The following is a 16,218-nucleotide window of genomic DNA, read 5'->3' on the forward strand; positions in this document are numbered from 1 at the left end:
CTGCACCGGCTTCATCCCGTGCGGCCGGCGAGCGCCAGGGTCAGTTCGGCCGCGGACATCGGCCTGGCGAGCGGGAAGGCCTGCCCGGCCCAGAGCAGGCTGAAATCGTCGCGGCCTGCCGCTTCCGCCGCGCTCCGCAGCGGTGCGAGCATGGTGCCGGCGGTGGGGAAAGGAGGGGCGATGTCCGAGAGCGGGCCGACCTCCGACATCAATCGATTGACGATGCCGCGCGCCGGCCGGCCGGTGAACAGATTGGTGATCGCCGTCGGCCGCTCGCGCATGCCCAGCGCCTTGCGATAGACGGCGGAGATGCCGGCCTCCGGCGTGAAGAGATAGGCCGTGCCGACCTGCACCGCGGCGGCGCCCAGCGCAAAGGCGGCAGTGACGCCGCGCCGCTCGACGATTCCTCCCGAAGCGATCACCGGCACGGAGACCGCATCGGCGATCTGCGGCACCAGCGCGAAGGTGCCGATCTGTTCGGACATCCGGTCGGTCAGGAAGGCGGCGCGATGGCCGCCGGCCTCGGCCCCCATGGCAATCACCGCATCGACCCCGCGTTCGGCGAGCCAGCGCGCCTCGGCGACGGTGGTCGCGGCCGAGATGACCTTGGCCCCGGTCCGCTTCACCCGTTCGAGCAGATCGGGCGCAGGCAGGCCGAAATGGAAGGAGACCACCTCCGGGCGATAATCCTCAACGACGCCGGCCGAGGTCGCGTCGAAGGGCGTGCGTCCTGTCGCGGGCTTCGGCATGTCGCGGTCGAGCCCGGCCTCGGCATAGTAGCCGGCGAGGCGATCGAGCCAGGCCGCCTGCCGATCAGGGGCGGGGGCAGGGGTGGTGTGGCAGAAGAAATTGAGATTGATCGGCCGGCGTGTGCCGGCGCGCACCGTGTCCAGCACAGCGCGCAGGCCGGCTTCGTCATATTGTGCGCTGGCGAGCGAGCCGAGGCCGCCGGCTTCGCTGACCGCGATCACCATCTGCGGCGTCGTTGCCACCGCCATGGGGCCCTGGATGATCGGCAGCTCGATGCCGAACAGGTCGAGCAGCCGCGATTGCGTCGTGCCGGTCATGATGGTTCCCCACGCAGGTTGGATGGCCCGGTGCCAGTCTCCGGTCCGGGCCGTCGATTTCAAAGGCGAAGCTCAGCGCATCCGCCGTGCAGGATTCGGCAAGCCCCGGGATCGCGGCCTGTCGTTAACGCGCCGCGCATCGCTTGCGATATTCGGGCACGGGCAGGCCGCCCCAGCCCCAGTTGTCGAGCTCGACCTCTTCGATCACGACGAAGGTTGCGTCGAGCGGCTTGCCGAGCACGTCCAGCAGGAGCTGGCTGGTGCCGGCGATGAGCTTCGCCTTCTCCTCGGCGGTGGCTGCGCTCCGGCCGGGGCCGGAGCCCTCGCGCGTGATCTGGATGGTGACGATCGGCATGATTCTTCCTCCCTTAGTGGCCGGCGCTCTGGCCGCCATCGACATGCAGGATTTCGCCGGTGACGAAGCCCGCACTCTCCAGGAACAGCACCGCATCGACGATGTCCCTGATTTCGCCCATCCGCTTCACCGGATGCAGGCCGGCGAGGAACTCATGGGTCTGCGGCGCATGCATCGGCGTCTTGATCACGCCCGGCGAGACCGCGTTCACACGCAGGCCCGACTGAGCATATTCGATCGCCAGCGCCTTGGTCGCCGAGTTGATGCCGCCCTTGGTCAAGTTGGCGAGCACGGTCGGCACGCCGGCGATGGCGTGATCGCTCAGGCTGGTGGTGATGCTGACGATATGGCCGGAGCCCTGCTTCAGCATCGCCACCGTCGCCTGCTGCGTCATGTGAAAGAAGCCGGCGAGGTTGGTCGCGATCTTCGCCTCGAAATCGGCCGTGGTGTAGTCGGCGAAGGGCTTGGCGATAAAGATGCCGGCATTGTTGACCAGCGTGTCGACGCGCCCGTACCGGGCCAACGCCTCACCGACCACTGCCTCGGCTGTCGACGGGTCGGCGATGTCGCCGGGAACGGCCAGGATGTCGGGGTCGCTGCCCTGGCTGATCGAGCGCGATGTCGCCACGACGCGGTAGTCACGGTCGCGGAAACCCTTCACCAGCGCGGCGCCGATGCCTTGCGAGGCGCCGGTGACGATGGCGACCTTTCGTTCGTTGCTCATGATGACCCTCTTCTCTGCGGCAGCCGGTCGAATGGCCGCTGCCCGGCCCTTCCGGCCTGATGAGGATCATTTTTGGGGATTTCAGTTTTCGGCTGAATGCCCGATGTCCGGCAGTCATTCTTCCTTCGTGCGGAAGAGTGTGGGCTCAGGACGCATAGCGGCCGAGTCGGCTGAAAGCCGCGCGAAACCCGCACGCAGGCGCGGCACGGCGAAGTCGAGGAAGGCCCTGACCTTGGGCACGTTAGTGCGCCCCTGTGGCATCACGAGATTGACAGGCCTGGCTGGAGGCTCGGCATCCCGGAGCAGGAGCTGGAGCGAGCCGTCCTGCACGCGCTCGGCGACATGGTAGGTGAGCAGGCGGGTGACGCCGAGCCCGGAGACAGCGGCGCCCAGGGCGGCCCGCACGCTGTTGACGACAAGGCGTGGCCTGAACGGGACGGAACGCGGCACGGAGCCGCCTCTCGGCGGCGGAAAGGTCCAGGCGTCGCGCCCGAAATCCGTGCAGGCGATGATGCTGTGCTTGGCGAGGTCGCCGGGCTCGCCGATCCGCGGATGCTGGCTGAGATAGCGCGGCGCGGCCACGATCACCGGCCGTACGTCGCCGCCGATGCGGATCGCGGTCATCGACGAATCCGGCAGTTCCAGGATGCGCAGGGCGATGTCGATGCCTTCCTCGACGAGGTTGGCGCCGCGTACGAGCAGAACGAGATCGACCGAAACGGCCGGAAAAGCAGCGATGAAGTCTTCGATGATCGGTCGCAGGATTTCCTCGCCGCTGACCGGCGGCGCCGTGATGGTCAAGGTGCCGCGCGGCGCGATGCGCTCGCCGGCGCCTACGGCCTCCGCCTCCTGCAGTTCGGCGAGGACGCGACGGCAGGCGGCGGCGTAGCGCTCTCCGGTCTCGCTCAACCTGATTGCCCGAGTGGTGCGATGGAGCAGCGTCGCGCCGACCTGCTGTTCAAGGAAAGCGACGGCACGGCTCACCGCGGCCGGCGAGCGACCGAGCCGCCGGCCCGCCCCGGCGAGGCTCCCCTCATTCAGCGCGGCGATGAAAACCTTCATCGCGTCGATGCGATCCATCCGGTGCCAGCAGCCTCTTGGCGCTCAGCCTCCGTGATTTCGACCGTCTGTCAAGCGCTGGCGGCCTGCCGTTACGGTTGCCGAACGGCTGCGGGCGGAGCCTCCAGATGGAGGAAATGCCGCACGACCGGGCCTTCCTCCCCGACATGGAAGCGCCTGACCTCGCCTTGCAGGTCGGCATCGGCCTTGGAGACGCGGCGATGCTGGCGCAGATGCTCGGCCCAGGACGAGACCATGAACCATTCGACCAGCTTCTCCGGATCGGCGGTGTCCTCGGTGACGCCCCAGCCATAGGCGCCGTCACGGCGACGCTCGACCGAGAGCGCATGGATCGCCCGCAGGAACGCCTCGCGGTCGGCGGCCGGCACGCGGTATTCGATCAGGATCAGGACGGGGCCGCGGTCGTTGGGAACCTCCGCCGCGACCAGCGGCTCTGGCCAATGGTTGGAGGGGGCGAGGTCGGCTTCGCCTGCCGGCAGCTTGACCCTGTGCATGACGAGGCCTGCGATCACGAGCGCGGCGGCAGCGGCCAGCAGCGTTACGCGGATGCCGGCAGCCTCCGCCACCGCCCCCCAGCCGAGACTGCCGGCGGTCATCGCGCCGTTGAATACGGTGAGATAGACCGCGAGCGCCCGGCCGCGCACCCAGTTCGGCAGGATCGCCTGCGCCACGCCGTTGAGCGTCGTCAGGGCCACGATCCAGGCCGCGCCGAGCAGGAGCAGGATCGCGACGGCAAGCCATTGCGGCGGTCCGAGCGTCAGCAGCGCCATGACGGCGGCGGTCAGGGCGGCCGAGAGCAGCAGGAGCCCGTCGGCATCGAGCCGGGCGCGCAGGCGCGGCAGCATGATGGCGCCGCCGATCGCGCCGGCACCGACCGCGCCGAGCAGGACGCCATAGAAGCCGGCGCCCCCGCCGAGCAGGTTGCGCGCCACCAGCGGCAGCAGCGCCCAGACGGCGCTGGCGCAGGCGAAGAAGATCGCGGCGCGCAAAAGCACGACATGGAGTTCGCGGCTCGCCCGGGCATAGCGGAGGCCGGCGCGGAAGGCCCCGGCGAAGCGCTCGCTCAGCGCATCGTCAGCGCCGGGCGGGCGGCGCCACCAGAACAGCGCGGCGATGACGATGACGTAGCTCGCGACGTCGGCGCCATAGGTCATGCCGGCGCCGAAGGCGGCGAGGATCAATCCACCCAAAGCCGGGCCGATGGCGCGCGAGATGTTGATGCCGAGCGAGTTCAGGGCAACCGCGCTCTTGAGATCGGCCTTGCCGACGAGCTCGGGCACGATCGCCTGCCAGGTCGGTGCCATCAATGCCGCGCCGACGCCGCCGAGGAAGGTGAGACCCACGAGCGCGGGTACGCTGAGCTGGCCCAGGCTCGCCAGCGCCATCAGCGCGAGGCTGACGCAGCCGAGCAGGACCTGGATCGCGATCAGGAATTTGCGGCGGTCGAGGATGTCGGAGAGCACGCCGGCCGGGATCGCCAGCAGGAAGATCGGCAATGTCGCCGCCGCCTGGACCAGCGCGACCGCGGCAGGCGCCCCGGAGAGGTCCGTCACCAGCCAGGCGCTGGCGACGTCGCGCATGAAGGAGCCGATATTGCCGATGATCGTCGCCGCCCAGAGCACGGCGAAGACCTTCTGGCGCAGCGGCGCGAAGCCGGAGGCTGCTTCGGTGCTCATGTCGCCGCACCCTTCCGCCGCCCGAGATCGTCGAGCGCGACGATGATGAAGCCGCCGATCAGGCCGAGATGCTCGAAGAAGCTGTTCGTCGCCATCATCCGCCCCTGGCCCGCCGGCATCTCCCAGAAGCGGATGGCGATGAAGGTCGCGGCGAGTGTGAAGCCGGCGAGCGCCAGCGCGGCGAGCCAGCGCCAGCGCCCGGTCAGGATCATCGCGGTGGCGGTAAGTTCGAAGACGATCACGCCGACCGCGAAGAGCGGCGCCGGGGTCAGGCCGAAATGGGTCATCTCGGCGAGCGCGCCCGGAAAATCGAGGATCTTGGTCAGCGGCCCCTGGATATAGGCGGCGCAGAGCAGGAGCAGCGCGAACCAGCGCAGCGCGCCGGTCCGTGGGGCGGCATCGGTCGCAGCCATGCTCATACCGCCCAGCAGGCGCAGCCGAGGGCGCCCCAGAAGCTGCGGAGATCGGCGACCGGCAATTTGCTCGACCAGGCGCCGGCATGGTCATGGCCATGGACGCCGCAGGAACTGGCGCAGCCGCAAGTGTTCAGAGCCGCGCGGCGCAGGGAGTTCTTGCCGGCGCCCTCCGGCTCGCCCCAGGCGCCGTAGCCCTTGAAGGTGCGCACCGGCGACCAGTCCGGCATGGCCGGCGGCGGGGCGCTCTGGTCGGCGCTGGCGAAATCGCGGGCGCCATAAACCACCTTGCCGCCGACGACGGTGAGATCGGCGCTGATGAAGGAGATCTCCTCTTCCGGGCAGGCGAAGAAATCGCGATCGGGTACGATGAGGTCGGCGAACTGGCCGATGGCGATCCGGCCCTTCTTGCCTTCCTCGTTGGAGAACCAGGTGACCTTCTCGGTCATCATCCGCAGCGCCGTCTCGCGATCGAGGCAGTTGCGCTGCGGCGTCATGCGCATGCCGCCGACGGTCTTGCCGGTGACCATCCAGGCGAGCGCGACCCAAGGATTGTAGGAGGCGACGCGGGTCGCGTCGGTGCCGGCGGAGGTCCTGACACCCTTCTCCAGCATCCGCGCCACCGGCGGGGTCGCCTCGGCCGCGGCCGCGCCGTAGCGCTCGACGAAATACTCGCCCTGATAGGCCATGCGATGCTGCACGGCGACGCCGCCGCCGAGCGCGGCTATGCGATCGATCGAGCGTTCCGAGATCGTCTCGGCATGATCGAAGAACCAGTTCAGCCCCTTGAGCGGGATATCCTTGTCGACCTTCTCGAAGACGTCGAGCGCGCGCGAGATCGTCTCGTCATAGGTGGCGTGCAGGCGCCAGGGCCAGCGGTTCTCGGCCAGGATGCGCACCACGCCTTCGAGATCACCCTCCATCTCGGGGGGCATGTCTGGCCGCGGCTCGCGGAAATCCTCGAAATCGGCGGCGGAGAAGACGAGCATCTCGCCGGCGCCGTTATGCCGGAAATAATCGCTGCCCTGCTTGTATTTCGAGGTTTTCGTCCAGTTGAGGAAGTCGTCCTTCTCCTGCTTCGGCTTCTGCGTGAACAGGTTGTAGGCAAGGCGGATGGTGAGCTGGTTGTCGTCCGAGAGCTTCTGGATGACGGCGTAGTCGTCCGGGTAGTTCTGGAAGCCGCCGCCGGCGTCGATCGCGCCGGTGACGCCGAGCCGGTTGAGCTCGCGCATGAAATGGCGCGTCGAGTTGACCTGATACTCGAAGGGAAGCTTCGGTCCCTTGGCCAGCGTCGCATAGAGGATCGCGGCGTTCGGCCGCGCCAGTAGCAGGCCGGTCGGATTGCCGTTGGCGTCGCGGGTGATCTCGCCGCCCGGCGGCTGCGGCGTATCCTTGCTGTAGCCGACCGCCCGGAGCGCCGCGCCGTTGAGCAGGGCACGGTCATAGAGATGCAGGATGAAGACCGGCGTGTTGGGCGCGACCGCGTTGAGCTCATCGATGGTCGGCAGGCGCTTCTCGGCGAACTGGTGCTCGGTGAAGCCGCCGACGACGCGCACCCATTGCGGCGGCGGTGTCACCGCGACCTGGCGCTTGAGCATGTTCATGGCATCAGCGAGCGAGCGCACGCCATCCCAGCGCAGCTCCATGTTGAAGTTCAGGCCGCCGCGGATGATGTGGAGATGGTTGTCGATCAGGCCCGGCAAGGCGCTGCGGCCCTTGAGGTCGATGGTTCTGGTGTCCGGCCCGGCATGGGCCATAACCTCGGCCTCGCTGCCGACGGCGAGGAAGACTCCGTCCTTGACCGCGACGGCGCTCGCGGTCGGATTGGCGCGATCGAGCGTCGTGAATCGGCCATTGCGGAGAATGAGATCGGCGGTCATCGGGCGGGCTCCAGGGCCGGTGGATTGCGGGCCAGGCGTTTGGGCGTTGGCGCTGCCGAGCAGGCCGGTCAGGGCGCCGGCTGCGGCGCCGAAGGTGGTCTGGCGACGCGTCGGGCTCATCAGGCCTGGTCCTTGTCCTTGTCGTCGGTGGGCTGGCGTGCCGGGAGCGCGCCGAAGACATGCTCGCCGCATTCGCGCTGCAGCCAGCCGAGGCTGAGGCCCTGACCCGAGAACAGCCTCTTGGCGATCGGCACGATCTGTTCGCCGGCGAGAATGCCGAGCAGCCCGACCAGCGCGATCACCGGCGGGGCCGGCGAGCGGACGTTCATGAGGCTGTAGAGGACGCCGACCAGCAGGCCGGCGCCGAGCGAGAACAGGTAGAGCTTCATCGCATCCCCCACGGCTGCGACCGGGGCGGCGGGGCCGCCCCGGAGCGGGTAATCGGCCGGGCTTAAGCCTTCACGAAGGCGAGCAGGTCGGCGTTGAGCACCTCGGCATGGGTGGTCAGCATGCCGTGCGGATAGCCCGGATAGACCTTGAGCGTGCCGTTCTTCAGATGCTTGATCGACTCATGCGCGGAGGCGCCGATCGGCACGATCTGGTCGTCGTCGCCGTGGAACACCAGCGTCGGCACGCCGATCGCCTTGAGGTCGCCGGTCTGGTCGGTCTCGGAGAAGGCCTTGATGCCGTCGTAATGGGCCTTGGCGCTGCCCATCATGCCCTGGCGCCACCAGTTCCGGATCACGCCTTCGTCGACCTTCGCGCCCGGCCGATTGTAGCCGTAGAACGGCCCGGTCGGGACATCGAGGAAGAACTGCGCCCGGTTGTCGGCGAGCGCCTTGCGGAAGCCGTCGAAGACCTCGATCGGCAGGCCGCCGGGATTGCCGGCCGTCTTGACCATGAGCGGCGGCACGGCCGAGACCAGCACCGCCTTGGCAACGCGGCCCTGCGGCTCGCCATGCCTGGCGACATAGCGCGCGACCTGGCCGCCGCCGGTCGAGTGGCCGATATGGACGGAGTTGCGGAGATCGAGATGCTCGACGACGGCCGAGGCGTCGGCCGCGTAGTGGTCCATGTCATGGCCGTCCCAGACCTGGGCCGAGCGGCCATGGCCGCGCCGGTCGCTGGCGACGACGCGATAGCCCTTGTGCAGGAAGAACAGCATCTGGGCGTCCCAGTCGTCGCTGCTCAGTGGCCAGCCATGGTGGAACATGATCGGCTGGGCGTCCTTCGGCCCCCAGTCCTTGTAGAAGATCTCGACGCCGTCCTTCGTCGTGACGAATGGCATGGTCAGTGTCCTTCCTGAGCGCCGAACATGGTCTTCGCGTAGATGATGCCGAGCCCGTAGGCGCCGCCGAAGTTCTTCGCGATTCCCGTGGTCAGGTCGTAGGTTGCGGAGCGAGCCCAGTCGCGCTGGAGCTCGAGCAGATACTGCAACGAAGTCATCGGCCGCGCACCGGCCTGGACCATGCGCTCCATGGCGCGCTCATGCGCCTCGTCGGAGACGTCGCCGCAGGCATCGGCGATGACATAGACCTCGAAGCCCTGGTCGATCGCCGACAGCGCCGGGCCGACGATGCAGACGCTGGTCCAGAGGCCGGCGAGCACGATGCGGCCCTTGCCGATCTCGTTGACGCGGGCGATGACGCCGGCATCCTCCCAGGTGTTCATCGAGGTGCGGTCGAGCATCTTCTGGCCGGGGAAGGCGCGGCCGATCTCCTCGAACATCGGGCCGGAGAAGCTCTTCTCGGCGACCGTGGTCAGGATGGTCGAGGCGCCGAAGCCGGCCGCGGCATGCGCGACGAGGGCCGCGTTGTTGCGCAGCTGGACGGCGTCGATCGACTTGGTCGCGAAGGCCATCTGCGACTGGAAGTCGATCATAATCAGCGTGTGGTCCTGCGGCGTCAGCAGGAGCTTGCCCGGAGCGGCTTTGGCGGTCGGCATATCGTATCCCCCTTTTGTGCGAACAGGTCGGAGAGGGCTTGGCGGGTCCCGGTCGCCGGACCGGTGAAGTATGGCGTTTCGATCCGAAGCCCGATGATGTGCAGTGGTACGCAACGCGTACCCGTCGGAGCAATTATCCGGAGGTGTCGGTGAGCCCCTGCCTAGGGATAAGCCGGGCGCCGGGACGCGCCGTCCGGCAGAGGCTCGGTGGGTTTCGGACGAAGGGAGGCCAGCAGGGCCTCGGGGTTGCAGGGCTTGGGCAGATAGCCGTCGATGCCGCTGCGACGGGCATGCCGTTCCGTGGTCTGGTCGGGATAGGCCGTGATCAGGATGGCCAGTACGGAAGGCGAGCGCGCCTTCGCTTCGAGACAGAGTTCGAGCCCGCTCATGCCGGGCATGCGATGATCGGCGATGACGGCGAAGGCCGCGCCGAGCGCGCCGGAGGTCAAGAATGCGTCGGCGGCGGCGAAGCCGCGGGCCTGGAAGCCGAGAGCCTCGACCAGGGCCACCATCGCGGCGCGGGCAGAGGCATCGTCATCGACAATGGCAATCAGCGGAAGCCCGGCCATCCGAACCGATCCCTTGGGGCATCTGGTCCGGCCATCCTGCTTTTGATGCGCGGCGAGGACAATTATACCCGGGTATCGCCCTGCCTGTTCCCGGAGCCATCGAGGGCGAGCCGGTCGGCGATCCGCACGAGATCGGCGAGCGAGGTCGCGCGCAGCTTGTGCATGACCTGCGCCCGATGGACCTTGATCGTGACTTCGCTCAGTCCCAGCGCCTGCGCGATCTGCTTGTTCATCTGGCCGGCGGCGACCAGCGGCAGGATTTCCCGCTCGCGCGGCGTCATGGTCGCGACGCGGCCCTGCAATTCGGCGAGGGCGGCCGCCCTGGCGCGCTCCTGCCGGTTCAGCGCGAGGGCGCGATGGACGCCGTCCAGCAGGTCCTGGTCGCGGAAGGGCTTGGTCAGGAACTCGACGGCGCCGGCTTTCATCGCCGCCACCGACATCGGCACATCGCCATGGCCGGTGATGAATACGATCGGCAGCGGGTTGGCCGAGCGGCCAAGCTCGCGCTGGAATTCCAGCCCGCTGAGGCCCGGCAGCCGGACATCGAGCACGAGGCAGCCCGGCCGGTCAGGGCGGATTGCCGCCGCGAAGGCCGGCGCGGTCTCGAAACAGAGTACGTCATGGCCGACCGAGCGCAGCAGGCTTTCCAGCGAGGCGCGCATCGCCGGATCGTCATCGACCACATAGACGATGGAACTGTCTGCCGTCATGGCGCGGCACTCTCGCCGGCAGGAAGCCCGGCCGTCGCCGGCAAGGTGAACTGGAAGACCGCGCCGCGCGGCTGGTTATCCGACGCCCAGAGCCGTCCGCCATGGGCCTCGATCACGGTGCGGCAGAACATCAGGCCCATCCCCATGCCGTTCGGTTTCGTCGTGAAGAACGGCTCGAATATACGGTCGCGTCCGGCCTCTGCCAAACCGCTGCCATTGTCGGCGATGGCGACGAGCACCTCGCCATGGGGCTGGCGCCGCGAACTCAGCAGCAGCAGGCGCTGGCCGGGCGTCGCGCACATCGCATCGACCGCGTTGTCGATCAGGTTGCAGAGGACCTGTTCGAGCTGCAGGGCGTTGCCGATCACGGGCGGCAGGTCGTCGTCGAACGCCGTCCTCACCTCGACGCGCGCGAGCCGGACATCGCCGGCGAGCTGCCGGAGGGTCACGGTAATCATCCGGTTGAGATCGAGCGGGGCCCGTTCCTGCGTCGGCTTGACGAACATCGCGCGGATGCCGGCGACGATGCGGTTGGCGCGGTGGCCATCCGCGACGATGCGTTCCAGGGCTGCCCGGATCTCGTCGATCTGCGGCTGCTCGCGGTCGAGCCAGCGCAATCCGGCCGAGGCATTGGTCACCATGCTGGCCAGCGGCTGGTTGACCTCATGGGCGATGGAGGCCGAGAGCGCCTCGGTCGCGGTCAAGCGGTTCTGGCGGGCCCGGCGCTCGGCGATCTCGGCGCGGGCGAGCCGGGCATGGACCGTCGTCGCCTCCGAGAGCAGCACCAGCAGCACGATGCCGGCCGAGATCAGGCCGTAGATGCGCCCCGCCCACCAGCCGACGCTGAGCCTGACCGCCGCGCTGAAATAGGAGATCAGCACGATCTCGGTCAGCAGCGTGACGAGCAGGACCATCAGCCAGAGATCGAGGGTGGAGCGCTTGCGTGCGGCCAGTGCCGCGAGACCGGCGATGTAGAGCGCAACGGCGGCGGCGGGCACATAGCCCCAGAGCCGGGCGACGCTGCGGGCATCCACCATGAAGGACGGCAGTGTCGCGGCATTGGTGACGATGAGCAGGCTGCAGGCCAGGGCTGCGACCATGGTCGCGAGGATGGTGCCGGTGAGGACGCGCCCCGTGGGACCGGGCCAGGGCCGCCGGCTGAGCAGCGCATAGGCGAGGACGAAGAGCGGGAAGCACAGGCGGCGCAGGGCGGCGATCGTTGCAGTTGCCTGCAGGTTCGGCTCCGGTGCGAGCGCCGTGAAGACGCCGGGGAAGGTCAGGGCCCAGGGAATCGCGAGCAGGGCCGAGAACAGGAAGCCGGCTGCGAGAAGCAGGATCGCCCGCGAGCGCTGGATGGCGAACTGCGCGAAGAGCAGGGCGGACGCGGTCAACTCGACGATGAAGATCGCCGCGGCATAGGCCGCGACGAAAGGTTCGGTGCCGATCGTCGGCTGACGCGCATAGGGGATGGTCACGGCGAGCACGCCGATCAGCAGCGCGATCAGCCCTCCGGCCAGAAGATTCTGGCGCGGCGTGGGCGGGGATGCCAGCGGCGAGCGCTCGGTTGCTGCGGTCATCGCCTCGCCCTGAATCGCGTCCGGACCGGACTGGCGAGAGTTCCCGCACGATCAGCCGGCCCGCGTCAATCTCCCGGCGCCGATGGCAGCGGCTGGCGTGCGGTGGCTAAAGGCGCAGGAAGCGCTTGGCGTTGTCGTGGAGCCAGAGCTTCTCCACCTCCTCGCCGATCGGGAGCGCCCTGATCTCGGCAATCGTGCGCGCGATCGGGCCGAGCGGATAGGCGCTGCCGAAGATGATGCGGTCCTTGAGCACGGTGCGGCCATATTGCAGCAGTGGCTCGTAGCCGGAGCCCGCGACCTGCAGGTATTTCGGCCGGACGGCGACGAGGCCGATGCTGACATTCGGGTGGCGCCAGGCTACGCCGATCAGCTCATGCACCCAGGGGAAGCCCGGCGGCGAGGCGCAGACCCGCAACTCCGGAAAATCGACCATCACCTCGTCGAGCAGGGATGGATGGCCGTAGCGCATCAGGGTCGAGGTCGCGAAATTGATCGAGCAATGGATATTCACGGGGATGTCGAGCTCGATGCATTTGGCATAGAGCGGGTACATCCGCCGGTCGTTGATCGCGAGATGATGCTCGAAGCATTGCAGGTTGAGCCCGCGCAGGCCGAGCACGCGCACGGCATGGTCGAGCTCGCGCACGGCGGTCATGCCCTTGTTGGGGTCGACGCCGGCGAAGCCGATGAAACGGGGTCCCTGCTCGCGGCAGAAATCGGCGACATCCTCGTTGCTGATGCGCCAGCCATAGGTCGTCTCGAGATCACGCGCCTTGACGCAGACATGCGTGACGCCGGCCTTGTCGTATTCGGCGAGATAGCCGGCGAGGTCCTGCTGCGGCTCGGCCGCGGTTTCGCTGGCGGCATAGACCTGCCGGTAGCGCTTGAGATGCTCGGCGCCCTTCGGGCCGAAGGCGGGGAGCGGCGGGCGGCTGCCATAGTCGATGATCACGAATGCTGCTCCTTGCCGGAGAGGGCGGGCCATGCCGCAGCCCATGGCTTCAGGGCTTCGATCGCTGCGGCGACCGCCAGCAGCCGGGCTTCCGAATGCCAGCGGCCGACGATCTGGAGGCCGACCGGCAGGCCGTCCGGGCTCATGCCGCAGGGAACGGAGAGGGCGGGGTGCCCGCTCGCGTTGTAGGGGATGGTGTAGGGGTACCAGGCGTCGCGCAGCGGGCCGTGGTCGATGCCGTCGACGACGAGTGGGCCGTCGGATTGCTGGCCGATGGGCAGGGCCGGCGTCGCGACGGTGGGCGTGATGAAGATATCGGCGCCGTCGAAGAGGCGTTCCACCTGCCGGTAGATCTCGGAACGGGCCCGCTGGGCATGGGCGAGGCGCGTATAGGTCTGGGTTTCCGGCTGCATCGTCAGGCCGAGGCGGGCGGTGCGGTCCATGCGCGCGCCGTGCTCGTCCAGCAATGCGCCGAAGCGGGCATGCTGGTAGGCGCGCATCAGCACCAGGGCGGACGGCGTGTCGAAGACGATATCGTCCAGCATCACCACTTGCTCGGCGCCGGCTGTCAGCAGGCGTTCGACCGTCTCGCCGACGGCCGTCTCGACCGCCGGGGCGACCCAGCGGTTGAGCGTCCGCGGCGCGTAGCGGAAGCGCAGGCCCTTGAGGGCTGCGACGGGATCATCGGGGAGCCGGGCAGGCTCGGCCGAACCGCCGAACGAGAGCGGGTCGCGTCGGTCGGGGCCCTTCATCGCGTTGAACATCAGCGCGACATCGGCGACCGTGCGGCCCATCTGGCCTAGGCAGGTGAGCGAGCCGAACAGGTCCGTCGTGGTCTCGTGCGGCACCGCGCCCCAGCTCGGCTTCAGGCCGACAATGCCGCAGCAGGAGGCCGGGATGCGGCCGGAGCCGGCACCGTCCGAGGTGAGATGAAGCGGGCCGAAGCCCATCGCGGCCGCGATGGCCGCGCCGCCGCTGGAGCCGCCGCAGCTGTAATCGGTGTTCCAGGGATTGCGGCTGATGCCCTGGCGCGGGGAATCGGTCAGCACCTTGTGGCCGAATTCCGGAGTGGTCGATTTCGCGAAGGGGATCGCGCCGGCCCGGCGCAGGCGCGCGACAGCCTCGGCATCCGTATCGGCAACCTGTCCGGCGAAGGCATGCGAGGCGTATTCGAGCGGCATGCCGGCGACGGCGACGAGGTCCTTGACGCTGAAGGGCAGGCCGTGGAGCGGGCCGGGCGCGGCGCCTTCAGCGAGCTTGCGGTCGGCCTCGCGGGCGTCGGCGAGCGCGCTTTCGGTCGCGACATGGGAGAAGGCGTTGACCGGCCCGTTGCGGGCCTCGATCTGGCCGAGCACGGACTGCATCAGCGTCTCGGCCTTGAGCGCGCCGGAGCGCAGCTCGGGCAGGAGTTCGGCCGCGCTGCGGCTCCAGAGGGGCATGCTCATCGCCAGATTCCTTCCACCCTGTCGAAGGCGCCGAGACGCAGGTCGGCGACGCCGGCCGTCAAGGCCGTCTTCGCGACTTTCTGCGACGCGGTGCGCGGGATGTCGTCGACGAAGGCGATGTAGCGGGGGATCTTGAAGGCGGCGAGATTGGCCTCGCAATGCCTGCTGATCCGGCCGATCAGGTCGTCGCTGCCGCTGAGGCCGGCGGCGGGCAGGACATAGGCCTTGACCTCCTCGCCGCGCAGGTCGTCCGGCACCGGAACGACCGCGACCTCCTCGATCTCGTCCATGTTGCGCAGCACGGTCTCGACCTCGCGGGCCGCGATGTTCTCGCCGGCGCGCCGCACCATGTCCTTGAGCCGGCCGACGATGTAGAAATAGCCCTCCGCGTCCTGCCGGAAGAGATCGCCGGTGCGGAACCATTCGCCGAAGAAGCTGTCGCGATTGGCCTCGGGGCGATTGTAGTAGCCGAGCATCAGGCCGGTGCCCTTGAGCACCAGCTCGCCGATCTCGCCGCGCGGGACGTCCTTGCCCTCCTCGTCGACGACGCGTCCCTGCCGGAACGGGGCGGGGATGCCGCAGGAGCCGGAGCCGACCATGTGGAGCGCATCGAGCGGCATGTAGAGGCCGGGGCCGACCTCGGTCATGCCGAAGGCCTCCATCGCCGGGGCGTTGAAGCGCTGGCGCAAAGCCGCGTTGATCTCCTTGCGGTGGCCGTAGATGTTGGCCCGCATCAATTCCGTCTTGCCGTCATCCGGCGTCTCCGGCTGTTTGAAGACGATCTCCGGGAACAGGCAGAAATGGATGCGGTGCTCGCGCAGCCAGGCGGCGAAGCGGCTGGCGCTCTGGCGCTTCGCGACGAAAAGCGTGCCGCGCTGGTAGAAGCACAGCAGCAATAGCCATTGCGGGTCCATGTAGAAGAACGGCGTCGAGGCGAGCACGCGCCGGAAGCGGCGGGCATCGCGGAAGCCGTTCACGAAGCCGGCGCCGAGCCAATAGCGGTGCGTCAGCATGCAGCCCTTAGGGAAGCCGGTCGTGCCCGAGGTGTACTGGATGTTCATGAGGTCGTCATGGGCGGGCTCAGGCCCGTCATGCCGCGCGCCTTCCGGCACCGAAGCGACGAGAGCCTCAAGAGTCATGGCGCCCGGCGGCAACAGGCTCTCCTGTGCCTCCTCGGCGGCCATGCGCAGGATGCGGTGGAGCTGCGGGAACTTCCCGGCTTCGGCCACCTCGACCGCCTCGCGATATTGCGGGCCGCATTCGTCATGGATGACCAACGCTTCGGCGCCGGCATCGCCGAGCACATAAGCGAGCTCGCGGCCGGTATAGCGCAGGTTGACCGGCACCATCACCGCGCCGATCCGCGCCAGCCCAAGCCAGACGATCGGCATCTGCGGGCAGTTCGGCAGCATCACGCCAACCTTCATGCCGCGCGTCACGCCGAAGGAGGCGAGCGCCACCGCCATCCGGTCGACAGCCTTGTCGAGCGCCGCATAGGTGATCGTCTCGCCGGTTTCGAAGAAATTCCAGGCGAGCGCCTCCGGCGTCTCGGTGGCCGCCTCGCGCAGCAAGGTGCCGATATTGCGGGGGAAGCTGAAGCGCTCCATCTCGCGATGCCGCGCCTCGACATCGAGCGCGGCCAGGTGCGCCACATAGGCATCTGCCCAGACGGGCGTTTCGGTCTCGGCGGGCAGGGGCGGCATTGGCATCTCGAAAGGCATGTTCGCGTCGAACAGGTCTGGAAGTTATGTTTTCCGTCGGTGGTCGATTGCGATTGAGAGCGTGGCGGGATTGCGAGGCATTTCCGGTCTCTGGCGTGTTTTCCA

Annotated in this window: 16 protein-coding genes; all 16 read right to left on the minus strand. The window is 68.4% G+C overall.

Annotation, left to right across the window (positions count from 1 at the left end):
• Positions 1–11 precede the first annotated feature (11 nt).
• The 16 genes from WFK61_RS22280 to WFK61_RS22355 all read right to left on the minus strand — a co-directional run bounded on the left by WFK61_RS22280 (position 12) and on the right by WFK61_RS22355 (position 16,095).
• Positions 12–1,067, minus strand: a complete 1,056-nt coding sequence (locus WFK61_RS22280) for an NAD(P)H-dependent flavin oxidoreductase (protein ID WP_336814255.1) — start codon at positions 1,065–1,067, stop codon at positions 12–14.
• Positions 1,068–1,191: 124 nt separating this feature from the next.
• Complete coding sequence (locus WFK61_RS22285) at positions 1,192–1,422, minus strand: tautomerase family protein (RefSeq protein ID WP_336814256.1); 231 nt, start codon at positions 1,420–1,422, stop codon at positions 1,192–1,194.
• Positions 1,423–1,435: 13 nt separating this feature from the next.
• Entirely contained in the window at positions 1,436–2,146 is a 711-nt protein-coding gene (locus WFK61_RS22290; RefSeq protein ID WP_336814257.1) for an SDR family NAD(P)-dependent oxidoreductase, read from the minus strand.
• Between the two features lie 114 nt (positions 2,147–2,260).
• Positions 2,261–3,226 (minus strand): LysR family transcriptional regulator, encoded by a 966-nt coding sequence (locus tag WFK61_RS22295; protein ID WP_336814258.1) that lies wholly within the window; start codon positions 3,224–3,226, stop codon positions 2,261–2,263.
• 71 nt (positions 3,227–3,297) lie between these two features.
• A complete protein-coding gene (locus tag WFK61_RS22300; RefSeq protein ID WP_336814259.1) occupies positions 3,298–4,902 on the minus strand; it encodes an MFS transporter in 1,605 nt (534 codons plus the stop codon).
• On the minus strand, positions 4,899–5,321 hold the full coding sequence (locus WFK61_RS22305) for a DoxX family protein (RefSeq protein ID WP_336814260.1): 423 nt from the start codon (positions 5,319–5,321) through the stop codon (positions 4,899–4,901). The genes WFK61_RS22300 and WFK61_RS22305 overlap by 4 nt, the downstream gene beginning before the upstream one ends.
• Complete coding sequence (locus WFK61_RS22310; RefSeq protein ID WP_442896356.1) at positions 5,318–7,315, minus strand: amidohydrolase; 1,998 nt, start codon at positions 7,313–7,315, stop codon at positions 5,318–5,320. The genes WFK61_RS22305 and WFK61_RS22310 overlap by 4 nt, the downstream gene beginning before the upstream one ends.
• Positions 7,315–7,584 carry a XapX domain-containing protein gene (locus WFK61_RS22315; protein ID WP_336814261.1) on the minus strand — a complete coding sequence of 90 codons (270 nt, stop codon included), beginning with the start codon at positions 7,582–7,584 and terminating at the stop codon, positions 7,315–7,317. The genes WFK61_RS22310 and WFK61_RS22315 overlap by 1 nt, the downstream gene beginning before the upstream one ends.
• A gap of 62 nt (positions 7,585–7,646) precedes the next feature.
• Positions 7,647–8,483: an alpha/beta fold hydrolase gene (locus tag WFK61_RS22320; protein ID WP_336814262.1), complete on the minus strand. Its 837-nt coding sequence runs from the start codon at positions 8,481–8,483 to the stop codon at positions 7,647–7,649.
• A gap of 2 nt (positions 8,484–8,485) precedes the next feature.
• Positions 8,486–9,139, minus strand: a complete 654-nt coding sequence (locus WFK61_RS22325) for a hydrolase (protein ID WP_336814263.1) — start codon at positions 9,137–9,139, stop codon at positions 8,486–8,488.
• A gap of 161 nt (positions 9,140–9,300) precedes the next feature.
• Positions 9,301–9,708 carry a response regulator transcription factor gene (locus tag WFK61_RS22330; protein ID WP_336814264.1) on the minus strand — a complete coding sequence of 136 codons (408 nt, stop codon included), beginning with the start codon at positions 9,706–9,708 and terminating at the stop codon, positions 9,301–9,303.
• A gap of 62 nt (positions 9,709–9,770) precedes the next feature.
• Positions 9,771–10,418 (minus strand): response regulator transcription factor, encoded by a 648-nt coding sequence (locus WFK61_RS22335; RefSeq protein ID WP_336814265.1) that lies wholly within the window; start codon positions 10,416–10,418, stop codon positions 9,771–9,773.
• Positions 10,415–11,995 carry an ATP-binding protein gene (locus tag WFK61_RS22340; protein ID WP_336814266.1) on the minus strand — a complete coding sequence of 527 codons (1,581 nt, stop codon included), beginning with the start codon at positions 11,993–11,995 and terminating at the stop codon, positions 10,415–10,417. The genes WFK61_RS22335 and WFK61_RS22340 overlap by 4 nt, the downstream gene beginning before the upstream one ends.
• A 106-nt stretch (positions 11,996–12,101) precedes the next feature.
• Positions 12,102–12,947: an amidohydrolase family protein gene (locus WFK61_RS22345; RefSeq protein ID WP_336814267.1), complete on the minus strand. Its 846-nt coding sequence runs from the start codon at positions 12,945–12,947 to the stop codon at positions 12,102–12,104.
• Positions 12,944–14,392 carry an amidase gene (locus WFK61_RS22350; RefSeq protein WP_336814268.1) on the minus strand — a complete coding sequence of 483 codons (1,449 nt, stop codon included), beginning with the start codon at positions 14,390–14,392 and terminating at the stop codon, positions 12,944–12,946. Before WFK61_RS22350 ends, WFK61_RS22345 begins: the two co-directional genes overlap by 4 nt.
• Positions 14,389–16,095, minus strand: coding sequence for a class I adenylate-forming enzyme family protein (locus WFK61_RS22355; protein ID WP_336814269.1), 1,707 nt, complete (start codon positions 16,093–16,095; stop codon positions 14,389–14,391). The genes WFK61_RS22350 and WFK61_RS22355 overlap by 4 nt, the downstream gene beginning before the upstream one ends.
• Positions 16,096–16,218: the final 123 nt, after the last annotated feature.

The sequence above is a fragment of the Allobosea sp. MMO-172 genome (genome assembly GCF_037147855.1).
Lineage (GTDB): Bacteria > Pseudomonadota > Alphaproteobacteria > Rhizobiales > Beijerinckiaceae > Allobosea.